Source organism: Leucothrix mucor DSM 2157 (assembly GCF_000419525.1).
In the GTDB taxonomy this organism is placed as follows: domain Bacteria; phylum Pseudomonadota; class Gammaproteobacteria; order Thiotrichales; family Thiotrichaceae; genus Leucothrix; species Leucothrix mucor.
This window is the reverse complement of record NZ_ATTE01000001.1, coordinates 1,295,069-1,312,791: the sequence shown is the minus strand read 5'-3', so window position 1 is coordinate 1,312,791 and position 17,723 is coordinate 1,295,069. Positions and strand designations below refer to the sequence as shown.

Genomic DNA, 17,723 nt, shown 5'->3' with positions numbered 1-17,723 from the left:
TTCTACGCCAAACTTAAACGCAACTCATCCAGCAGATGCATGAAAAGTTGCGGGATGTAGCAATTACATCTCGCAAGCATAAAACTCTCCTGCTAGCTAATCAGTAACAGGAGAACTAGCTAGGAAGGCTGGCACATCATCAAAGGCTAAACAAAACATCCGTCCGGATAATATCCTTAACACCCGCAGTAATCTTCGCCGAACCATGCAGACAATGAAGCGGATGCGTACCATGCGGAAAACACAAAACACTACCAGCGGGTGTTCTCACATTAGAAATATTAGCCTGATTCGGATTCCGTGCCGGTTTACCCGAATCATCAGGATCAATCAAAAACTGTGTCTCCCCTCCTTCAAAATCATCATTTAAAAAGACCAACAAGGTATACAAGCTATAACGATCACCAAACGCATCGGCAACAAGCTTGCCATCAATAACCTGACTCCCCGGCCAAGAACCATCGGTATGGAAACTAAAGAAGTCACCGACACCATAACGATAGAAACGAAAACGTTGATTCAAGCCTAGAGGCGTATATCCTCCAAAATTGGGATCAGCACGATCAAACACCGGCTGGATTCGCTGCCATATCATCCGTTCAGTCGTCGTGTCGATAATCCAGTTCAAGTTATTGTTGTGGCGGATATGACGCCCCAGAGACACCGCAGCATCTTCGGTATATCCCATCTCATCAGTCGCACTCAGAAATGCAGCTGACTCATCAGCACTTAACACATCCAACAACTGAAACGCCCCCGGAACATTTTCCACCTCAACCCGCTCAACAGATTTTTGGGCTTGTGCATGTAGTGGCAAAGGGTTTTCGGTACGACTTGCCCATAGTGGCAGGTCACTGGATGTACTACCGGATTCACGGGCAGCAATGTAAAACGGTGATGTTGTAGTATTCATAGCGTTTTAGGTGTTGCCTGAATTTCGATTAATAGGTTTTCCGGAGCACGCACAAACAGCTGTTTTACATCAGATCCCGGAACATCATAAGTCACATGTTGTAGACCTAATTTATCAATACGTTTCTTGGTTTCAGTATAATCATCACTGTAAAAACTGACATGATGCACAATGTTCTGCTCAGCCAAACCTAGTTTATCTGATATTTTATCATCGTCTGAGCGACCAAAAATATGAATCAGATCCTCATCACCGGAAAATAAGAAATAACCATCAAAGGAGAATCCGGGGCGGTCTCCCGCACGCAGATCCAGCAAAGCGCACAGAAAATCCCGCATACCTTCCGGGTCTTTCGCACTTAAAGATATGTGATCAAATCGAGTATTCATACTATCTAACCTTCATTTAGAAAAAAGCCGCGCTTGTTTGCTTTAAACAAGAGCGGCCTATGTGATTCTATCTTTGCGTGAGTGCAGAGATTAAGCGATTACTGTCATCTCATTCAAGATAAACTCAGCTACTGAACCTTCTGTCGCAGCCATGTAGTCAGCCAAATGCTGATTACCCATGTGAGTCTGCCAAAGTTCACGAGACTCCCAGTTTTCATAAAACATGAAGTGTGCAGGGTTTTCATTATCCTGATGTAGGTCGTAGTTAATGCAACCTTCTTCAGCGCGCGTAATATCAATCAACTTTAGTAGCTCAGCCTTTACTAGATCAATTTTATCTTCATTTGCTTTGATGTTTGCAACAATTGTTAATTTAGCCATTTTCTCATCTCCGAGATGGGTGTTAGTAATGAATCAGTGGAAGTATATTAGCCCTTGTTTTACTCCCGATAAACAGCATAATATTGGAATCATTATCAAAATAAATTGGACAATATGCTAGTAGAAGATCTTAAAATCGTGCTGAAAGTTGCAGAGTTTAGAAGCATTACCGCTGCTGCAAGGCATTTGAATATGAGCACCTCTACCGCAAGTGCCGCTATTAAGCGAACCGAAAAGTCCTTGGGCGCAGACCTATTTGTCCGCACTACACGCCAATTGCGCCTTTCCAGCGCAGGCGAACGCTATATTCCTCAATGTGAACAAGCGGTTGTCATGCTAGATCAGGCTAAACACAACATCCGAGATGGACTCGATACTATTGGAGGTGAATTACGCCTGGCGGTGTCTTCCGACTTTGGACGTAATTTAGTAATACCGTGGCTAGATGAGTTTATGGACACTCACCCTGACCTCACACTACGTACCAATATCAGCGATAGCAATATCGACTTTTACCGTGATGCAGTAGATATGGCGTTGCGCTACGACGCACCCAGTGAGTCAGGTGTTTACGGCTTCAAAATTTGTAATGCGCCGCGTTTATTGTGCGCAACAAAATCCTATCTAAACAAGCATGGCACTCCTGAACACCCCGATGATTTATTATCGCACAATGGACTGTTTTATCAATTACATGACATCGTCCATGATGCTTGGGAATTTACCAAAGATGATGAGCACCATAAGATCAGAATGAAAGGGAATCGCGCATCTAATGACGGTGATTTGGTGAGGCGTTGGTGCGTGGCAGGAAAAGGAGTTGCAATGAAGTCGTGCCTGGATATGTCTGTCGATTTACTCAAGGGTAATGTGGTGAACCTGTTGCCAGCGTACAAACCAACAGCGACCGAGTTGTGGTTGGTATTCCCGAGTAGGCAGTCAATTACACCTGCGGCAAGGCTGTTGCGAGATGCGTTAAAGGAAAAATGTGGTGAGACGCTACGGGCGTTGATAGAGAAAGGGGTTTTGCAGAAAGATGTACTAGATGCAGGGGATTAGAATCCCCCTGCATTATATCGCCAGTTCAAGCAAACGCTTAAGCAAAGCCTTCCAAAACAACCTTACCTACCGCTTGGTTCGTTTCAATATGTGCATGTGCCTGCTTAAGGTTTTCTGCATTGATGCTGCCGTAGCTTTTACCCAATGTCGTTTTCAGAACACCTTTGTCCACCAACTGCGCCACATTCGTTAACAAGTCATGCTGCTTTTGCATGTCCCATGTTTGGAACATAGAGCGCGTAAACATCAGCTCCCAGTGCAATGATAACGACTTACCTTTTAGCTTCATCACATCCAATGGTTGCTCAGGATCATCAATCAATGCCAGCTTACCTTGTGGTGCTAACACTTCTATCAGCTGTTCATAATGCTGGTCGGTATGCGTCAGACTAATCACGTGACTCACGTTTTCAATGCCCTGTGCTTGTAACTGCGGCAATAGTGGCTCATGGTGATTAATCACATGATCAGCACCTAGCTCTTTCACCCACTCCTGACTTTCTGGACGCGATGCCGTACCGATCACGGTTGCGTTAGTTAGCTGCTTCGCAAGTTGAGTCAGGATAGAACCTACACCACCTGCCGCTGCCATAATCAAAATAGAAGGCGCTGGTGCTGCTGGATCAATTGCTTGCGCTGTACTGTCTTGTGTCATATCCGCTGGTAACTGTGGGTTAAACCCTAAACGCGCAAATAATAGCTCCCATGCAGTGATCGCAGTCAAAGGCATCGCGGCTGCTTCAGTGTTAGATAATGAAGTTGGCTTCAGTCCAACAATACGCTCATCTACTAACTGAAATTCAGCATTAGAGCCTGAGCGTGTTATGTCGCCGGCATACCAAACTTGATCACCAACCTTGAAGTTTTCCACGTCACCACCGACAGCAACGACTTCGCCGACAGCATCCCAGCCTAGGATTTTGTGCTGGCCATTTTCACCAGCGGCACGCATACGCACTTTAGTATCAACTGGGTTGACGGAAATCGCTGCGACATTAACTAGTAGATCACGACCAGATGCTTCAGGTGTTGGTATTTCTATATCTAATAAAGCATCTGCTTGATCGATCGTTTTGGATTCTAAATAACCTACAGCTTTCATTACTTGATCTCTTAGTAGTTGGGTATGAGTGCACAATAATACTCACACATTAAATGATAAACCGACTGACCACTGAATCAGTATCAATTATTTTTTGATAATTACCTGCAAAACAATGAACGGATTTCCTCAGATAAATTCAGGACTAACTATGATAATGTTACTCCACTAACGTCACGCTAATGGTCGTCATATGTGGATACAGAAAGAGATTGACCTTGAGCCTAGGTCTAGAGGGTTTCATATCATCACAGATGAAGTTCTCTGCCAATTTACAGAAAACGAGCCTTACTACAAGCATACACTTGAAGGGCCTGATGACCTCCCTGCTCACTTGAAGGCCAGTATACTTGGCTCTGTCGGCCCATATCCGCTGCATTCTCACCAATGACAGCCTAATGGTGCCCGTGGCTAATGGACGAGCCACGCTTGGAACTTGGCAAGGTATTTACCTCTATGAGCACCGCACCAGCCGCTTTAACCGCAATATTGTTGTTACCGTGATGGGCTAACGCCTAATTTAGAAAACCACGAGGGGAAGGAATGAAACTTTATAGCTACTGGCGATCAACTACCGCCTACCGTGTGCGGATCGCGCTAAACCTGAAAGAACTCAACTACACGATTGTGCCAGTAGACTTACTCAAGGGTGAAGAAAACGCACCAGACTATGTCGCGCTAAACCCCAGCCACAGCGTGCCAACGCTGGTGTTCGATGACAGCACCGTACTCACTCAATCCATGGCGATTTTGGATTGGTTGGATGAGGCCTACCCTACCCCTCCACTATTGCCAAAAGGGGCAATCGACCGAGCCAAAATTCGCGCCGCCGCCCTGACGATTGCCACCGATATTCACCCAGTCAATAATTTACGCGTGGTTGCCAAGCTAAAGTCGATGGGCCATAGCCAAGAAGAAGCCGTGGCTTGGATGAATGATTGGATGACCCGTGGCTTTGAAGCATTTGAACAACTGATCCGGCCGGATACGCCCTTTTGCTTTGGCGACACGCCAAACTTAGCGGATATCTGCCTAGTGCCGCAGCTTTACAATGCGTATCGCTGGGGCTGTGATCTAACGCCTTTTAAGCGACTCACCGAGATTGAGCAACGCTGCCTGGAACTCGAAGCCTTCGACTTGGCGCGCCCTGAAAGCCAAGAAGATGCCTGTCAATGAGGTGATACATTGCTTCAACTTATCTACCAAAATAATCCAGCTCAACTATTGAAAAATTAAACGCTTCAGTTGGGTGAATATTTCTTATAAATTCTAAACAGCATTCTGTACAAACCTTACAATACTTTATACTCTCAGGGTAATTATGCTTAGCTATTTCTAACTGCAACACTTTTTCTGAAATATCGATAACCTCTGAAATCAATTGCATTTCAATTTCATAATGATATTCATAATAAATTTTCTTCCCTTTTCGCCCTTCACACAGAACGCATAGATTCCGACCTACCACATGATGAAACTCGGAGTACCTGCCTGACTCTATAGCGGATAAAATACCCTTTCTTTTTTCTATTGGTGCCGTACAACCTGAAAAAAATCTCTGTGTATTAGTAAGATCTATCTCCGACTGCAAAGTACAAATAGACTTATTCAGCTTACACTTCCAAATATCTTGTGGTAGCTCGACATAGCCTTCAGGACAATTACACTTACTACCTGTCGATCCAGAATTGCTGTATTTTATCCACTGACCTAAGATCCTAGCTAGGTATCCCTCTAAGAACTCAGATAACCTCTTCAACCCTTCTTCTCTATCACATGATACGATTATGAAAGCAGGGTTCACGGGTGACCAAATATTATATTGCTCATGCTTTTTGTCGAGAATGGCGAGCAACTTAATTTTCATTTATCCCCTGATAATATTTGCTAGTTGATTTAGTGATTAACAAGCTAAAAGCCAAGTCACACCATCAGGCTGTATATCCAACTGCACCAAGAATCCCAGCAGCCAGCAAAGCGGTTATTGATGCTTCAGGTATTCCAAACCCAAATACTGTGTGTGTTACGGCATAGGTAATCGAAGATGCGATGCCGGAAAACACAACCCCTTTAACCTTACTTTGTGTTTTATAGTCAAAGTTTATTCCTCTCAGTATTTTTAATAATATATAAGTTAGAGCAGGAATAAATCCAAGGAATCCAAGAGGGTTTTTCTGGTTGAGAAAGTTCATTCCCCAAAAAATTCCAATGATTAATAGAATCCATGCCCAGAATGTATAATCGCCCAAATCATCTTCAACAAGACGAATGCCAATCCTGAATAAGAAATAAATACAAATAAACAGGAATAAGGAGAACCCAATCTCGCTTGTATGACTTAGTATGTAATCCATGCCCCACCTATTAAATTTATAGCAGTATTATGTCAATTATGTACTCTTAACTAGCACTTAAAATTTTACACCAATTAGTTTAAAAATAAACCAAAAAATATGTAATTCAATCAGGAATGAGTATAAATCCTAGGTTCATGCGGAAAAATTTAGCATTATCCAGTAGGTGGGTACTGTTCTGATTTTCAGAACAATGCATTACATTTACCCTATCTATTCAGAATAATCGCCAAGCGCTACATTAGCCTCATCATTTACACACACTTAGCAGGAAACAAGATGAGCTACTCTGGCAAGAAAATCGCATTAGCAATCGCCGTGGCCTTTGCCACACCTTCATTAGCATTAGCCCAAGGCTTTTACGGCTCGGCTCAACTAGGCACTAGCCAACAAGCAACCGACTCTGAGCCTTATGGAAATAATGTTGCAGTAGACGCTGACTTCCCTGGCGAATTCGACGCGGGCGATGGCACGTTTGGCGCACTCGGTCTGGGTTATCAATTCAATGAGCGCTTCCGCGTTGAAGGTCGCTTAGGCTATCGCGAAGGCAGCTTTAACGATGCACAAACCGGAACCGGTGCTCGCGCGGGTGAGGAATACATTCTTAATGGCGATGTGAAAACCACCACATTAACGGTTGAAGGCTTTTACGATTTCCCAAATGCCTCAAAATTCACCCCGTATGTAAAAGCAGGTTTGGGCGTTGCCAATAATGACTACTCCGCTCGACTAGGTGGCGCAGGTGTTGCGGCATTCGATGCCTTTGATGGCGCGGCAGATGGCTATTACGACAACTATTCCGATGGCGACTCGACTGAGCTTTCATGGAACGTTGGCGTAGGTGGAAGCTACGCGATCTCTAAAAAGACAGCGATCTACGGTGAATACCAGTATGCTAATTTCGGCGATGTAAAAACCGGGCAAGATTCCTTCACCGATGGCTTTAAGATTGATGATATTACGAGCCATGAACTGGCTTTAGGTGTGCGGGTAAACTTCTAAAACGGCTGCCTTACTCAAACCGCTAAAACAATAGAGAGGTGACACAACATCACCTCTCTACTGGTACTCAACTTACTTATTGTGATACGCCTGACTTACCGCAAAAGAATCTTCAAACCAGTGCCATAACACAACCTGCCCATCACGCACTTTAGCGCGCAGTGCAAAGGTGAATTCGCCAGTCTCTTTGCCCGTCTTAGTGGCAATCGCATTCATCTTACCGAATACTGCAACCGTATCGCCTGAGGCAAAGGCATCAGTATTTTCCCACAGCGTGGTTTTTAGGTTGGCAGAGAACACACCCAAAAACTCGAAAATGGCTTCTTTGCCTTCAGCAACACCAATCCAAGGTAAGCTGCTATCCCCTTCGTTGTGCCAAACCATATCATCCGCCATCAGCTTAGACATGGCTTCCATATCGCCGCCGCCCATTGCGCCCATAAATCCCATGACCGTATCGAATGAAGCCTTGCTGGTCTCATCCATTTTGGGCTCTTCCTCTGTCGCGGCAACTGCTTGTCCAACTTTAAGCGCCAGAGCAGCGCCGATTACCGACTTAATAAGTGTGCGTCTGTTCATATAATTGTCCTTATTTATGAAAATTCATGCTGAATTGCAATTCGCCAAGTTATGGCTCGGTTAAGCAATGCACTTGTATTATATTGTTCTGCATATTCATCGGTAAGATGCCGTTTTAAGAAGAGATTGTTCCGCTGAGGTAAACAATGATAGAAAAACTCCGCAGCATGGCGATCTTTGCCACTGTCGTCGACCAAGGCTCGTTTCGGGCAGCGGCCAGCCACTTAGGACTCGCGCCATCGCGTATTAGCCAGACAGTGTCTAATCTTGAAAAAGAGCTTAGCGTCACCCTGCTGTATCGCTCCACCCGCCAGCTCTCAATGACCAGCGAAGGCCAAATCCTCTACGCCAAAGTCAGTGAAATGTTGCAAGCAGCCGAAACCGGGCTAGACTCGATCAACGTGTTATCCAAACAGCCCACTGGCGAATTACGGGTAACCGCGCCCGCCTTTATCGCCCAAACCGGCATGATTGATTTGATGGCCGAGTTTTCAACGGCCAATCCCGGCGTTGACCTGAAGATCAACTTCTCCGATCGCCCTCGCGATTTGATTAAAGAAGGCTTTGATGTCGGCATTCGCGCGGGCTTTTTAGACGATAGCGAACTAATGTCGCGCACCATTGGGCAATCGGCTAAATTGCTGGTGGCCAGCCCGGATTATGTGGCCAACCATCCAACCCCAACGCATCCCAGAGACCTTGAAGCGTGGAAGTGGATACACTTTTCCATGCGCCCCGAACGCGCTGAAATGATTTCAAAAAGCGGCAAAAGCACTCATATTAACTGCACGTATCAAATCGAAGTCGACTCCGCTCAGGCGCTGTATGAATTTGCTATTCGCGGCTTGGGTATCACTGCCATTCCGGAGAATCTTGCGAATCGCGGCATCAGCCGTGGGGAGTTAGTTCATGTCCTGCCAGAATGGTCCCTGCCCTCGCTCGGGTTGTATGCCATGTGGCCGGATCGCTCACGACGTGAGAGCCTTGCGCTAATCTTCGTTCGCTTCCTCGCGGATCACTCCGATCGTTTGTAAACTGACCGCCCACATTAAATGAAACTTTAACCATTAGCTGTTAGTATAAAATGCTTACATAAAAAAATAATAAGGAGCAATTGTGAGTGGGTTTATCTCAGGGATATTTACGTTCCCCACCGTGTTTTACAGCGGCCTGTTGATTCTGGTCGTCTTTTATTGGTTAGTCGCAAGCTTTGGCTTTGGCGATTTTGAAGGCTCTGATGGCGATGTCGCGATGGATGCAGATCTTGATGTCGCAGACTCGTCCCTCAGTATTAGCGGCCTGCTCGCTAAATTCCGGCTGGATGGCATCCCGATCACCATTAGCCTGTCATTCATTATATTAGCCTCTTGGGCGCTCAGCTTTCTGGCGGTGTATTTCATCTATCCCATGCTGCCCACCGGTTGGGTGCAAATCGCCATTGGGGTGTGGATTTTATTAATCGCGCCGATTGTTGGCGCCACTCTAATTTCTCCTTGTTTACAGCCGTTAAAACCACTCTTTAAAAAGCAAGCCGCCAAACAGTCTAAAGATTTTATCGGGCAGTACGTCACGGTTCGCAGCGGTAAAGTCAGCGCCACAACTGGCGAGGCATCACTGCATGATGGTGGTGCAGGCTTAATCTTAAAAATACGCTGTGCAGAGCCGAATGACATCACTCGCGGCGATTCTGTAAAACTCTACAGCTACGACTACACAACAGGCTTTTACCAAGTTAAGCCGCAATAATTTTTCAAAATAACACACCAATAATTTAAATCTTGCAGAGGCATCACGATGGGTACACTTTCAATTATGACGCTGGTGTTAGTGGGAATAATCGCACTAATAATCATCGGTATTTTATTCGCAGTTACTAAACTCTACGTCAAAGTGCCGCAAGGCTGGGCGCTCATCGTGAATGACATGAGCAGCACCCCGAAAGTTAAGTTTACGGGTGGCATCGTTTGGCCGGTGATCAACAAAAAAGAGTTAATGAAAGTCTCTCTGATCACGCTGGAAATCGACCGCAAAAACAAAGATGGTTTGATCTGTAAAGATAATATCCGTGCTGATATTAGCGTCGCGTTTTACCTGCGGGTGAATGAAACACAGGACGATGTGCTGAAGGTGGCCAAAGCCATCGGTGTTGATCGCGCTTCTGATAAAGCCGCAGTGAATGAGTTGTTTAACGCAAAGTTTGCCGAAGCCTTAAAAACGGTGGGTAAGCAAATGGACTTTGTTGAGCTATTTGATGACCGAATTGGCTTCCGAGATAAAATCGTTGAAGTGATTGGTGACGATCTGAACGGTTATGCGCTGGAAGATGTGGCCATTGATTATCTAGAGCAAACGCCAAAGTCGGCGCTGGATTCCAGTAATATTTTGGATGCGGAAGGTATTCGCAAAATCACCGAGCTGACTGCGACCCACAATATCAAAACCAATGAGCTGGAACGCGACCAGCAAATGGCGATGAAGAAGAAGGATGTTGAAACCCGTGAAGCGATGTTGGCATTAGAGCGCCAGGAAGCTGATGCAGTCGCCCGCCAAAAACGTGAAATCGAAAGCATTCAGGCACGCGAAGAAGCCGAGACTGCCAAGATTACCTCAGAAGAACGTTTACGCTCTGAGCGCGCCAGAATCGCCACCGATGAGCAGCTTGATATCCTCGAACAAAACCGCCAGCGTGAAGTTGAAGTGGCCTCCAATAACCGCCAGCGCGCGGTCGCAATTGAAGAAGAAAAAGTCACCCGCGCCAGAGAGCTAGAGCAAGTCTCCCGCGAGCGCGATGTTGAGCTGCAGCGCATTGATAAAGAAAAGGCGCTGGAAATTAAGAAAACCGAAATCGCTGATACTATTCGCGAGCGCATTGTAGTCGAGAAAACAGTGGCTCAGGAAGAAGAGAAAATCAATGAAGTGCGCGTGGTGTCTGAAGCTGAGCGCATGAAGCAAGTCTCTATTTTACAAGCCGAAGCCAACGCTCAGGAAGAGTTGGTTAAGCAGGTTAAACAAGCAGAAGCCGATGAGACCAAAGCCAGCCATAAGGCCAGAGAGATTCATACACTGGCTGTCGCTGAGTTAGAAGCCTCCGCCAAGCAAGCTCAAGCCAAGAAGACCTTGGCAGAAGGTGTGCAAGCTGAGCTGGCCGCTGAAGGACTGGCCGATGTACAAGTTCAGGAAGCAGAAGCGGATGCAATGGAGAAGAAAGGTTTTGCCGAAGCGAAAGTAATTAGTGCACGCTTTAAAGCAGAAGCCGATGGCTTGACCGATAAAATGGAAGCCCTCGCCAATATGTCTGACTCGGCGCGCGACCATGAAGAGTTCCGCCTCAAAATCGAGAAAGAATTTGAACGTGCAATGGCAGAAATCAGCGCCAATGAGAAAGTCTCCATCGAGCAAGCTCATGCTATGGCAACCGCGCTGGCTAAAGCTAAAATCGATATTGTGGGCGGTGATGGTGACTTCTTTAAGTCATTCGCGCGCTCCTTGTCACTAGGTAAATCCATTGAAGGTGTCGTCGGCAAAAGCCCAACGGCGGATGCGTTAATTCAGAAGTTTCTGAGCGCCAATAAGCCGACAATTGACAGCAGCACTTCAGCTGACTCCTAACCAACTGACAGGGCTCGACGATGCCGGAACAAGAAGAAAGCTCAATCACAGATCGGGCGATTGCTGAAAGTAATGCTTACGAGATTATTCGCAATCGCCTGGAAAAACAGGGTAAATCGCTCGAATCGCTGACCGCGTCGCTCAACGCTGAGCGCTTAAAAGAGTTTCAAAGCGCGGCAATGGAAGTCACCGGTCGGCTGCGAGTGCGCACCGAAAACAACTGCGTAGCCAGAGACATTGTGCAGGTCGGCGACCAGTTACTGTTTGGCTATAACGTGTTTATCGGGCTGAAAAAAGAAACCCGAATCGATGATGTGTTTACGCTGTACACGCTGATTGAGGACAACAATCAGTTTGAGCTAAAACCTGTTCCGCTGGAAAATACTTTCCTTACAGACCGCGCCTTTGCGGCTGATTTTAGGGAGCTATACGCCTACTACAAACACGCTCGCCTGATTCAATTGCTGGTCAGAAACGGTAAGCTGTTAGCCTCGTTTCAGATTGGCGAGCGCATCAGCGATTTGCGGGTATTTCGCTGGGAGATCATGCCCTCCGGCGAGCTAACCTATATTGATAATCGCGGTGAGCGCGACATTGCACTGCCTGCCGCTACCGACTTTGAATGGCTGCAAGCAGGTCGTGATTTTGCCGTGCAAGGCCCGCACCCTCACCTCAATATCCTCGATACCTTATTTGTCGAAACCATTGGCGGCGATCTTACCGTCAAGATTGAAAACAACACCGATACCGGCTTAGGTATTTACGATGAAGAGGTCAGCGATAAAACCCAAGCGCTGGACGATGCCAAGATATTCTTTGCCGAAGTCGGCCAGCTGATCTTGCTAAAAATACTGCCGTATCGCGAAGACGATTGGCGCTATCTGGTGTTTAACCGACTCACTCAGCGGGTCGACCGCATTGATGAAATTGGGCAATCCTGCATTCAACTACCGGAAGATCACGGCGTCATTTTCCCCGGCGGAACCTATCTGCAAAACGGTGAAATTCACCGCTTTGATAGTGATGTGAGCGACATGCGCTTTAAGCGAATGATCCGCTCGCCCAATGGTGAGGATGTGCTGTATGTGTTCTATGAGCCGGTCGCGGGTATGTCCGCCCTGTTCTCTTATAACCTGATTGAAAAGCGCTTAGCCACGCCAATTTTTGGGCATGGTTATGCGATTGCTGAAAATGGCCAGATGGTGCTGTTTAGCTCAGAAAGTGAGGAAGCTACCCGCATCCACCCGATGCAGATTTGGCAAACGCCCTTTGTATCCGATGAATACGCCAGCCGACAGCCGCCCGGCGATAGCTTCTACGCGCGCATTGGTAATGCCGAACTGGTACGCGGCATCTCCGACCTGTACAGCGTGATTCGCAGCGTGCAGCAGCCTGACGTCTCGATGACGCACTACAATCAACTCATCAAAGCCAGCAACCGCCTGTTTGAAGCGTACTACTGGTTCGAAAGCCCGGAGCTGGCTGACATCAAACACGTGGTCAGCGAGATCAGCAGCACCTCCGACAAGGTATTAGATGAGTTTGAGAAAGTCGAAAACATTCGCCTGCAAGCAGATAGCGCAATGCAGGGAGCCGAGGCCGAGCAAAAAACCATTCTTAAATCGATTCGCGCTGACTCCTGGACTCAAACTCAGGAATTTGTTGAAGCCTTAAACCGCATTCGCCATCAACGCGGCCACCTGATGACGATCCGTGAATATCGCTATATCGATCAGGAGCGCATTGCCGCACTGGAAGCCGAGCTACTGGCAACGCAGGAATCCTTAGGCTCTGAAACCGTCCACTTCCTAGCCGGTGAAACCGCCCTGATCCCCTACCGGGAAAAGCTCGCTGAAATTGGTGAGGAGCTGGAGCAAGCCGACACGCTCATGAAGCTGGAAGCGGCGCTTGAAACGCAGGAGAAAATGGCGGCTGACTTGGACTTACTCTCTGAGTTGATGTCTAGCTTGAAAGTCGATGATGCCACCGTGCGCATTCGGGTGGTGGATGATATTTCAGAGATCTACGCCAAGCTCAACCAATCCCGCGCCCGTACCCAGCACAAGCAAAAAGACATTGGCAAAAGCGAGGCAACCGCGCAGTTCGGGGTGCAGTTTAAGCTATTTAGCCAAAGCGTGACCAATGCACTAAGCCTAGCCACCACGCCCAATAAATGTGATGAACAACTCAGCCGCTTGCTGGTGCAAATTGAAGAATTAGAAAGTCAGTTTAGCGATCATGATGAATTCCTAACTGACATTATTGGCAAGCGTGAAGAGGTTTATGAGTCGTTTGAGGCGCATAAGCAAACGCTGGTGAATGAGCGACAACGACGCGCGCAAAACCTGATGGATGCGGCTAGCCGGATTATTACCTCAATCCAACGTCGTACGGCCAAGTTCACCGAAATGGATGAACTCAATACCTTCTACGCCTCCGACCCACTCGTCATCAAAGTACGCGATATATCCGACCAGTTACGGGAGCTGGATGACAGCGTTAAAGCGGATGACCTTGAAGGCAGCTTGAAGGGGCACAAAGAACAAGCGATTCGTGGCCTACGCGATAAGCAGGATATTTATGAAGATGGCGGCAACGTTATCAAATTAGGCCCCAAGCACCGCTTTAGTGTGACCACTCAGGAGCTGGACCTCACCCTATTACCCAGAGGTGATCATCAATATATTCACCTAAGCGGCACCGACTTTTTTGAACGCGTCGATGCGCCGGAGCTTGAGAGTTTACGCGACTATTGGGAGCAGAATTTAGAGTCTGAAACGCCGGCGTTTTATCGCGCGGAATATCTGGCTGGTCAGCTATTTGAAGCGATCGAAAACCATGAGGTTGAGGTCGGTGAAGACCTATTAAAAACCGTTCGTGAATTTGCCGCGCCACGCTATAAAGAAGGCTATGAGAAAGGCATTCATGATCATGATGCTGCCCTTATCCTGAAGCAATTATTGGTAATAAAAGCCAAGGCTGGCTTGCTGCGATTTAATCCCATGGCGCGAAGTATTGCTCTGTTATTTTGGGCAGAAACCCAAGCACAGGAGCAAGCAGCCTCATGGGCTAATCGCGCATTATCGGCGACGGAAATGCGTCGAGTATTTCAAGATAATACCGCGCTGAAGCAACTGACACAGGAGATTAAAACTCACTTAGTAGACTTTGCAGAATCAACCAAGCTAAGCGCACAACTTGAGTCTGAGGTGGTACTTGATCAGGCAGCCAATTATCTGGTCGAAGAGCTATCGCAAACCACACTTAACTTCTCAGTGAGCCACTACGGGCAGGAGCTGGTTCAGGAGCTAATGCGCAACCTTGAAGCGGTCCACTCTAAAGACAGCTTTGAAGCCGCTCTCGCCAGCTTGAAAGCCAATACCGGACAGCGCTGGCAGTTTATCAATGCCTGGCTTCAGGCTCTGGTTGAGACTAAAAGTAATGCCTTAAAGCACTACATTCCCGAGGCCATCGCCTTAATTAGCTTGGAAAGTAGCTTGCTGTTGACGGTATTGAATGTGCCGCTGGAAATGCGTATTACCGAATTATTGGGCGACCACCCGCTGATTCAGAGTGAACACAACGAACGCTTCTTAAGCTTGTCATTCGATCAATTTCTATCGCGCTACGACTATCACAAACAAACCGTAGTCACCCGCTATCAGCGTTATTTACAGCTGCGTAATGGCATTATAGATACCCAGCGCAAGGCATTCCGACTGGAGTCTTTCAAACCACGCCCGCTGGCTTCCTTTGTGCGTAACAAGCTGCTCAATGAATCCTATTTACCGCTGATTGGCGACAATCTGGCAAAACAAATGGGCACCGCAGGCGATGATAAGCGCACCGACTTGATGGGCTTGTTAATGCTTATCTCCCCACCGGGCTACGGTAAAACCACCTTGATCGAATACGTTGCCAGTCGCTTGGGCATGATATTTATGAAGATCAACTGCCCATCGCTGGGGCATCATGTGGTGTCGCTGGACCCAACCCAAGCGCCCGACTCCACCGCTGCGCAAGAGCTGGATAAAATCAATCTGGCGCTGGAAATGAATAACAACGTGATGCTGTATCTGGATGATATCCAACACACCAATGCCGAGTTTTTGCAGAAATTCATTTCACTCACCGATGGCACGCGGCGCATTGACGGCGTCTGGAAAGGCGAAACCAAAACCTATGATATGCGCGGCAAACGCTTCTGCATCATCATGGCGGGTAACCCTTACACTGAGTCTGGCGAAGTGTTTAAGATTCCGGATATGTTGGCCAACCGTGCTGATATCTATAACTTGGGTGAAGTGCTGGGAGACAAACAAGACATCTTCGCGCTCAGTTATCTGGAAAACAGCTTAACCTCAAACAATGTACTCGCACCGCTGGCAACCCGCGAAATGAGCGACATTTATACCCTGATCGATATGGCCAAAGGCCGTGAGGTGAGCACCAGCGACCTGAGCCATAGCTACGGCAGTGCAGAACTCAATGAGATCGTCGACGTGTTTAAGAAGCTGCTGACCGTGCAGGAAGTTGTGCTGAGAGTGAATCAGCAATACATAACCTCTGCGGCGCAAAATGATGAATACCGAACCGAACCACCATTTAAGTTGCAAGGTAGTTATCGCAATATGAACAAGATGGCCGAGAAGGTTTCAGCGGCGATGAATGATAATGAACTGATGCAAATGATCGAGGACCATTATCAGGGTGAGGCGCAATTGCTTACTGGTGGCGCAGAAGAAAACCTGCTGAAACTGGCCGAGCTGCGCGGCAATATGACCGACGCTGAAAAGCAACGTTGGGCCGACGTTAAAGCCGTGTTTCAAACCGCCAATATGGCGAAGAATGCCGAGGTTGAAATTGGCTTGCGCATCGCTGATCGGTTGGGTGAAATCAGCACCGCATTCCAACACTCAGATCAGGTGCTCGCCAATGGTCAGGCAGAGCTGCAAACTGTGATTAAACATGTCGTGAAGCAGCTGCATCAAATCGGCACATCGATTTCCGAAGGTGGCAAAAATACCGCGCTGACTCAGCAAATGGAGCGGATATCACAAGGCTTGGGCAGCTTGAGTCAAGAGCTTACCAGCACGCTGGCGCAGCCACGAATTGAAGCCGCCCTGCTTCCGCAATTGAGTACGATTTCTAATCAGCTTGAGCAGCTGAAAGGAAGTGGCGATGAGAGTGCGAATCAGGCGGAAGTGGCCGAGCAGTTAAAGGCGATTTCGCGTGGGGTTCAGCACATGGGTGAAGAGCTATCGACGGTTTCGGAGACGGCGAAGAAACGATTAAGCTGGTTGACGAATATTAAACAGCGGGCTTCTGGTCGAGCTAGTCAGGATGATTAGCGTTAGCTAGAGATCTGATTTAATCATGACCTTGATGGTCAGCTTGTCCCTTCGTGCTACAAGCTGACTCGCTCAAACTATCGACGCCACCCGAGTAGGTAAAAATCAGTTGATACATCTAAAACCAGAAAATCCACGTAATAAAAAGTAACGCTACCAATAAGTAATAAATAAAACCATGACTAAGCCTTTCGCTCCCCAAATCCTATTCGCCGTAACTATCTGCTCGCTAAGCACTCAACTACTCGCCGCTGAAACACCACCTGCCACCGACTTTCCAGAGTCATTCATAAGCTCAAACACCACCAACGGCATCAAATCCGCGTGGTACGACAACGCAACCACCCGCTACGCTCACGGCGTACTGGGCGATGCCATCGAAGCCGGATCGCTTCACGCTAAAACCGCCGACGGGCGAACACTCTCAGTCACCCTTGAAACCGCCCAAGTCTTCGAAGACATCCAACCCCGCTTAGCTGACCTTGATGGCGATGGCCGCAATGAAATCATCACCATTCGCAGTCACAATCAAAAAGGTGGCCAAATCGCAGTTTATGGCGTCACACAAAGCGCACCCAATACCCTGTCATTAATCGCCAGCACGCCTTATATCGGGCAAGCCTACCGCTGGTTAGCGCCTGTTGGAGTCGCCGATTTTAATAATGATGGCGCGATAGATATTGCCTATATTGACCGCCCACACTTAGCCAGAATCCTCAGAGTCTGGAGCTATCGCGATGGTGGCTTGCAACAAATCGCACAGGTGCAAGGCTTAACCAATCACAATATTGGGCATAACTACATTACCGGTGGCGTGCAGCAATGCGGGAAAGATGCTGCCATGATTACGGTTGATGCTAATTGGTCGCGACTGATCAAAACCCGCTTTAAGAATGGCCAACTGCTTAGTGAAGATATTGGGCCTTATACTGGCAAAGCGAGCGCGACTGAAGCATTAAACTGTCGTTAGTGCTGATTCGAGCG

Annotated in this window: 16 protein-coding genes; 9 read left to right on the top strand and 7 right to left on the bottom strand. The window is 47.4% G+C overall.

What is annotated here, in order from left to right; translation table 11 throughout:
- Positions 1-139 precede the first annotated feature (139 nt).
- From LEUMU_RS0105835 to LEUMU_RS0105825, 3 genes are all read right to left on the bottom strand, one after another.
- Positions 140-913, bottom strand: coding sequence for a 2OG-Fe(II) oxygenase family protein (locus LEUMU_RS0105835; protein WP_022951340.1), 774 nt, complete (start codon positions 911-913; stop codon positions 140-142).
- On the bottom strand, positions 910-1,302 hold the full coding sequence (locus LEUMU_RS24895) for a VOC family protein (RefSeq protein ID WP_022951339.1): 393 nt from the start codon (positions 1,300-1,302) through the stop codon (positions 910-912). Before LEUMU_RS24895 ends, LEUMU_RS0105835 begins: the two co-directional genes overlap by 4 nt.
- A gap of 90 nt (positions 1,303-1,392) precedes the next feature.
- A complete protein-coding gene (locus LEUMU_RS0105825; protein ID WP_022951338.1) occupies positions 1,393-1,683 on the bottom strand; it encodes a putative quinol monooxygenase in 291 nt (96 codons plus the stop codon).
- 114 nt (positions 1,684-1,797) lie between these two features.
- Between LEUMU_RS0105825 and LEUMU_RS0105820 the strand changes: the two genes are divergently transcribed.
- The gene (locus LEUMU_RS0105820; protein ID WP_022951337.1) at positions 1,798-2,742 is read left to right on the top strand and encodes a LysR family transcriptional regulator; all 945 of its coding nucleotides are present in this window, start codon (positions 1,798-1,800) and stop codon (positions 2,740-2,742) included.
- A gap of 37 nt (positions 2,743-2,779) precedes the next feature.
- Here LEUMU_RS0105820 and LEUMU_RS0105815 read toward each other — a convergent pair whose 3' ends face one another.
- Positions 2,780-3,844 carry a zinc-binding alcohol dehydrogenase family protein gene (locus tag LEUMU_RS0105815; protein ID WP_022951336.1) on the bottom strand — a complete coding sequence of 355 codons (1,065 nt, stop codon included), beginning with the start codon at positions 3,842-3,844 and terminating at the stop codon, positions 2,780-2,782.
- 350 nt (positions 3,845-4,194) lie between these two features.
- On the opposite strand from LEUMU_RS0105815, the gene LEUMU_RS29130 reads away from it, so the two are divergent.
- Both LEUMU_RS29130 and maiA read left to right on the top strand, forming a co-directional pair.
- Entirely contained in the window at positions 4,195-4,356 is a 162-nt protein-coding gene (locus LEUMU_RS29130; RefSeq protein WP_245570686.1) for a YjbQ family protein, read from the top strand.
- Positions 4,357-4,387: 31 nt separating this feature from the next.
- Positions 4,388-5,020 (top strand): maleylacetoacetate isomerase, encoded by a 633-nt coding sequence (gene maiA / locus LEUMU_RS0105800; protein ID WP_022951333.1) that lies wholly within the window; start codon positions 4,388-4,390, stop codon positions 5,018-5,020.
- Between the two features lie 19 nt (positions 5,021-5,039).
- On the opposite strand, the gene LEUMU_RS0105795 is transcribed toward maiA, so the two are convergent.
- The gene (locus LEUMU_RS0105795; protein WP_022951332.1) at positions 5,040-5,711 is read right to left on the bottom strand and encodes a hypothetical protein; all 672 of its coding nucleotides are present in this window, start codon (positions 5,709-5,711) and stop codon (positions 5,040-5,042) included.
- Between the two features lie 64 nt (positions 5,712-5,775).
- Entirely contained in the window at positions 5,776-6,198 is a 423-nt protein-coding gene (locus tag LEUMU_RS0105790) for a hypothetical protein (RefSeq protein WP_022951331.1), read from the bottom strand.
- A 279-nt stretch (positions 6,199-6,477) separates the two neighbouring features.
- Here LEUMU_RS0105790 and LEUMU_RS0105785 point away from each other — a divergent pair, with 279 nt between their 5' ends.
- Positions 6,478-7,200, top strand: a complete 723-nt coding sequence (locus LEUMU_RS0105785; RefSeq protein WP_022951330.1) for an outer membrane protein — start codon at positions 6,478-6,480, stop codon at positions 7,198-7,200.
- Positions 7,201-7,272: 72 nt separating this feature from the next.
- On the opposite strand, the gene LEUMU_RS24885 is transcribed toward LEUMU_RS0105785, so the two are convergent.
- Positions 7,273-7,779, bottom strand: a complete 507-nt coding sequence (locus LEUMU_RS24885; protein ID WP_022951329.1) for a nuclear transport factor 2 family protein — start codon at positions 7,777-7,779, stop codon at positions 7,273-7,275.
- 146 nt (positions 7,780-7,925) lie between these two features.
- Between LEUMU_RS24885 and LEUMU_RS0105775 the strand changes: the two genes are divergently transcribed.
- The 5 genes from LEUMU_RS0105775 (at position 7,926) to LEUMU_RS24870 (ending at position 17,709) form a co-directional block, all read left to right on the top strand.
- Positions 7,926-8,813: a LysR family transcriptional regulator gene (locus LEUMU_RS0105775; RefSeq protein WP_022951328.1), complete on the top strand. Its 888-nt coding sequence runs from the start codon at positions 7,926-7,928 to the stop codon at positions 8,811-8,813.
- An 82-nt stretch (positions 8,814-8,895) separates the two neighbouring features.
- The gene (locus LEUMU_RS24880; RefSeq protein WP_022951327.1) at positions 8,896-9,525 is read left to right on the top strand and encodes a hypothetical protein; all 630 of its coding nucleotides are present in this window, start codon (positions 8,896-8,898) and stop codon (positions 9,523-9,525) included.
- Between the two features lie 48 nt (positions 9,526-9,573).
- A complete protein-coding gene (locus LEUMU_RS0105765) occupies positions 9,574-11,388 on the top strand; it encodes a flotillin family protein (protein WP_022951326.1) in 1,815 nt (604 codons plus the stop codon).
- A gap of 20 nt (positions 11,389-11,408) precedes the next feature.
- Entirely contained in the window at positions 11,409-16,739 is a 5,331-nt protein-coding gene (locus LEUMU_RS24875; RefSeq protein ID WP_022951325.1) for a DNA repair ATPase, read from the top strand.
- 178 nt (positions 16,740-16,917) lie between these two features.
- Complete coding sequence (locus tag LEUMU_RS24870) at positions 16,918-17,709, top strand: FG-GAP repeat domain-containing protein (RefSeq protein ID WP_022951324.1); 792 nt, start codon at positions 16,918-16,920, stop codon at positions 17,707-17,709.
- Positions 17,710-17,723: the final 14 nt, after the last annotated feature.

Excerpts from the sequence above, each read along its gene's own strand:
- LEUMU_RS0105820 (WP_022951337.1), top strand. The coding sequence starts at position 1,798 with ATGCTAGTAGAAGATCTTAAAATCGTGCTGAAAGTTGCAGAGTTTAGA.
- LEUMU_RS0105825 (WP_022951338.1), bottom strand. The coding sequence starts at position 1,683 with ATGGCTAAATTAACAATTGTTGCAAACATCAAAGCAAATGAAGATAAA.
- LEUMU_RS0105795 (WP_022951332.1), bottom strand. The coding sequence starts at position 5,711 with ATGAAAATTAAGTTGCTCGCCATTCTCGACAAAAAGCATGAGCAATAT.
- LEUMU_RS24875 (WP_022951325.1), top strand. The coding sequence starts at position 11,409 with ATGCCGGAACAAGAAGAAAGCTCAATCACAGATCGGGCGATTGCTGAA.
- LEUMU_RS0105790 (WP_022951331.1), bottom strand. The coding sequence starts at position 6,198 with ATGGATTACATACTAAGTCATACAAGCGAGATTGGGTTCTCCTTATTC.
- LEUMU_RS0105835 (WP_022951340.1), bottom strand. The coding sequence starts at position 913 with ATGAATACTACAACATCACCGTTTTACATTGCTGCCCGTGAATCCGGT.
- LEUMU_RS0105815 (WP_022951336.1), bottom strand. The coding sequence starts at position 3,844 with ATGAAAGCTGTAGGTTATTTAGAATCCAAAACGATCGATCAAGCAGAT.
- LEUMU_RS0105775 (WP_022951328.1), top strand. The coding sequence starts at position 7,926 with ATGATAGAAAAACTCCGCAGCATGGCGATCTTTGCCACTGTCGTCGAC.
- LEUMU_RS24895 (WP_022951339.1), bottom strand. The coding sequence starts at position 1,302 with ATGAATACTCGATTTGATCACATATCTTTAAGTGCGAAAGACCCGGAA.
- LEUMU_RS24885 (WP_022951329.1), bottom strand. The coding sequence starts at position 7,779 with ATGAACAGACGCACACTTATTAAGTCGGTAATCGGCGCTGCTCTGGCG.
- maiA (WP_022951333.1), top strand. The coding sequence starts at position 4,388 with ATGAAACTTTATAGCTACTGGCGATCAACTACCGCCTACCGTGTGCGG.
- LEUMU_RS0105765 (WP_022951326.1), top strand. The coding sequence starts at position 9,574 with ATGGGTACACTTTCAATTATGACGCTGGTGTTAGTGGGAATAATCGCA.
- LEUMU_RS0105785 (WP_022951330.1), top strand. The coding sequence starts at position 6,478 with ATGAGCTACTCTGGCAAGAAAATCGCATTAGCAATCGCCGTGGCCTTT.
- LEUMU_RS24870 (WP_022951324.1), top strand. The coding sequence starts at position 16,918 with ATGACTAAGCCTTTCGCTCCCCAAATCCTATTCGCCGTAACTATCTGC.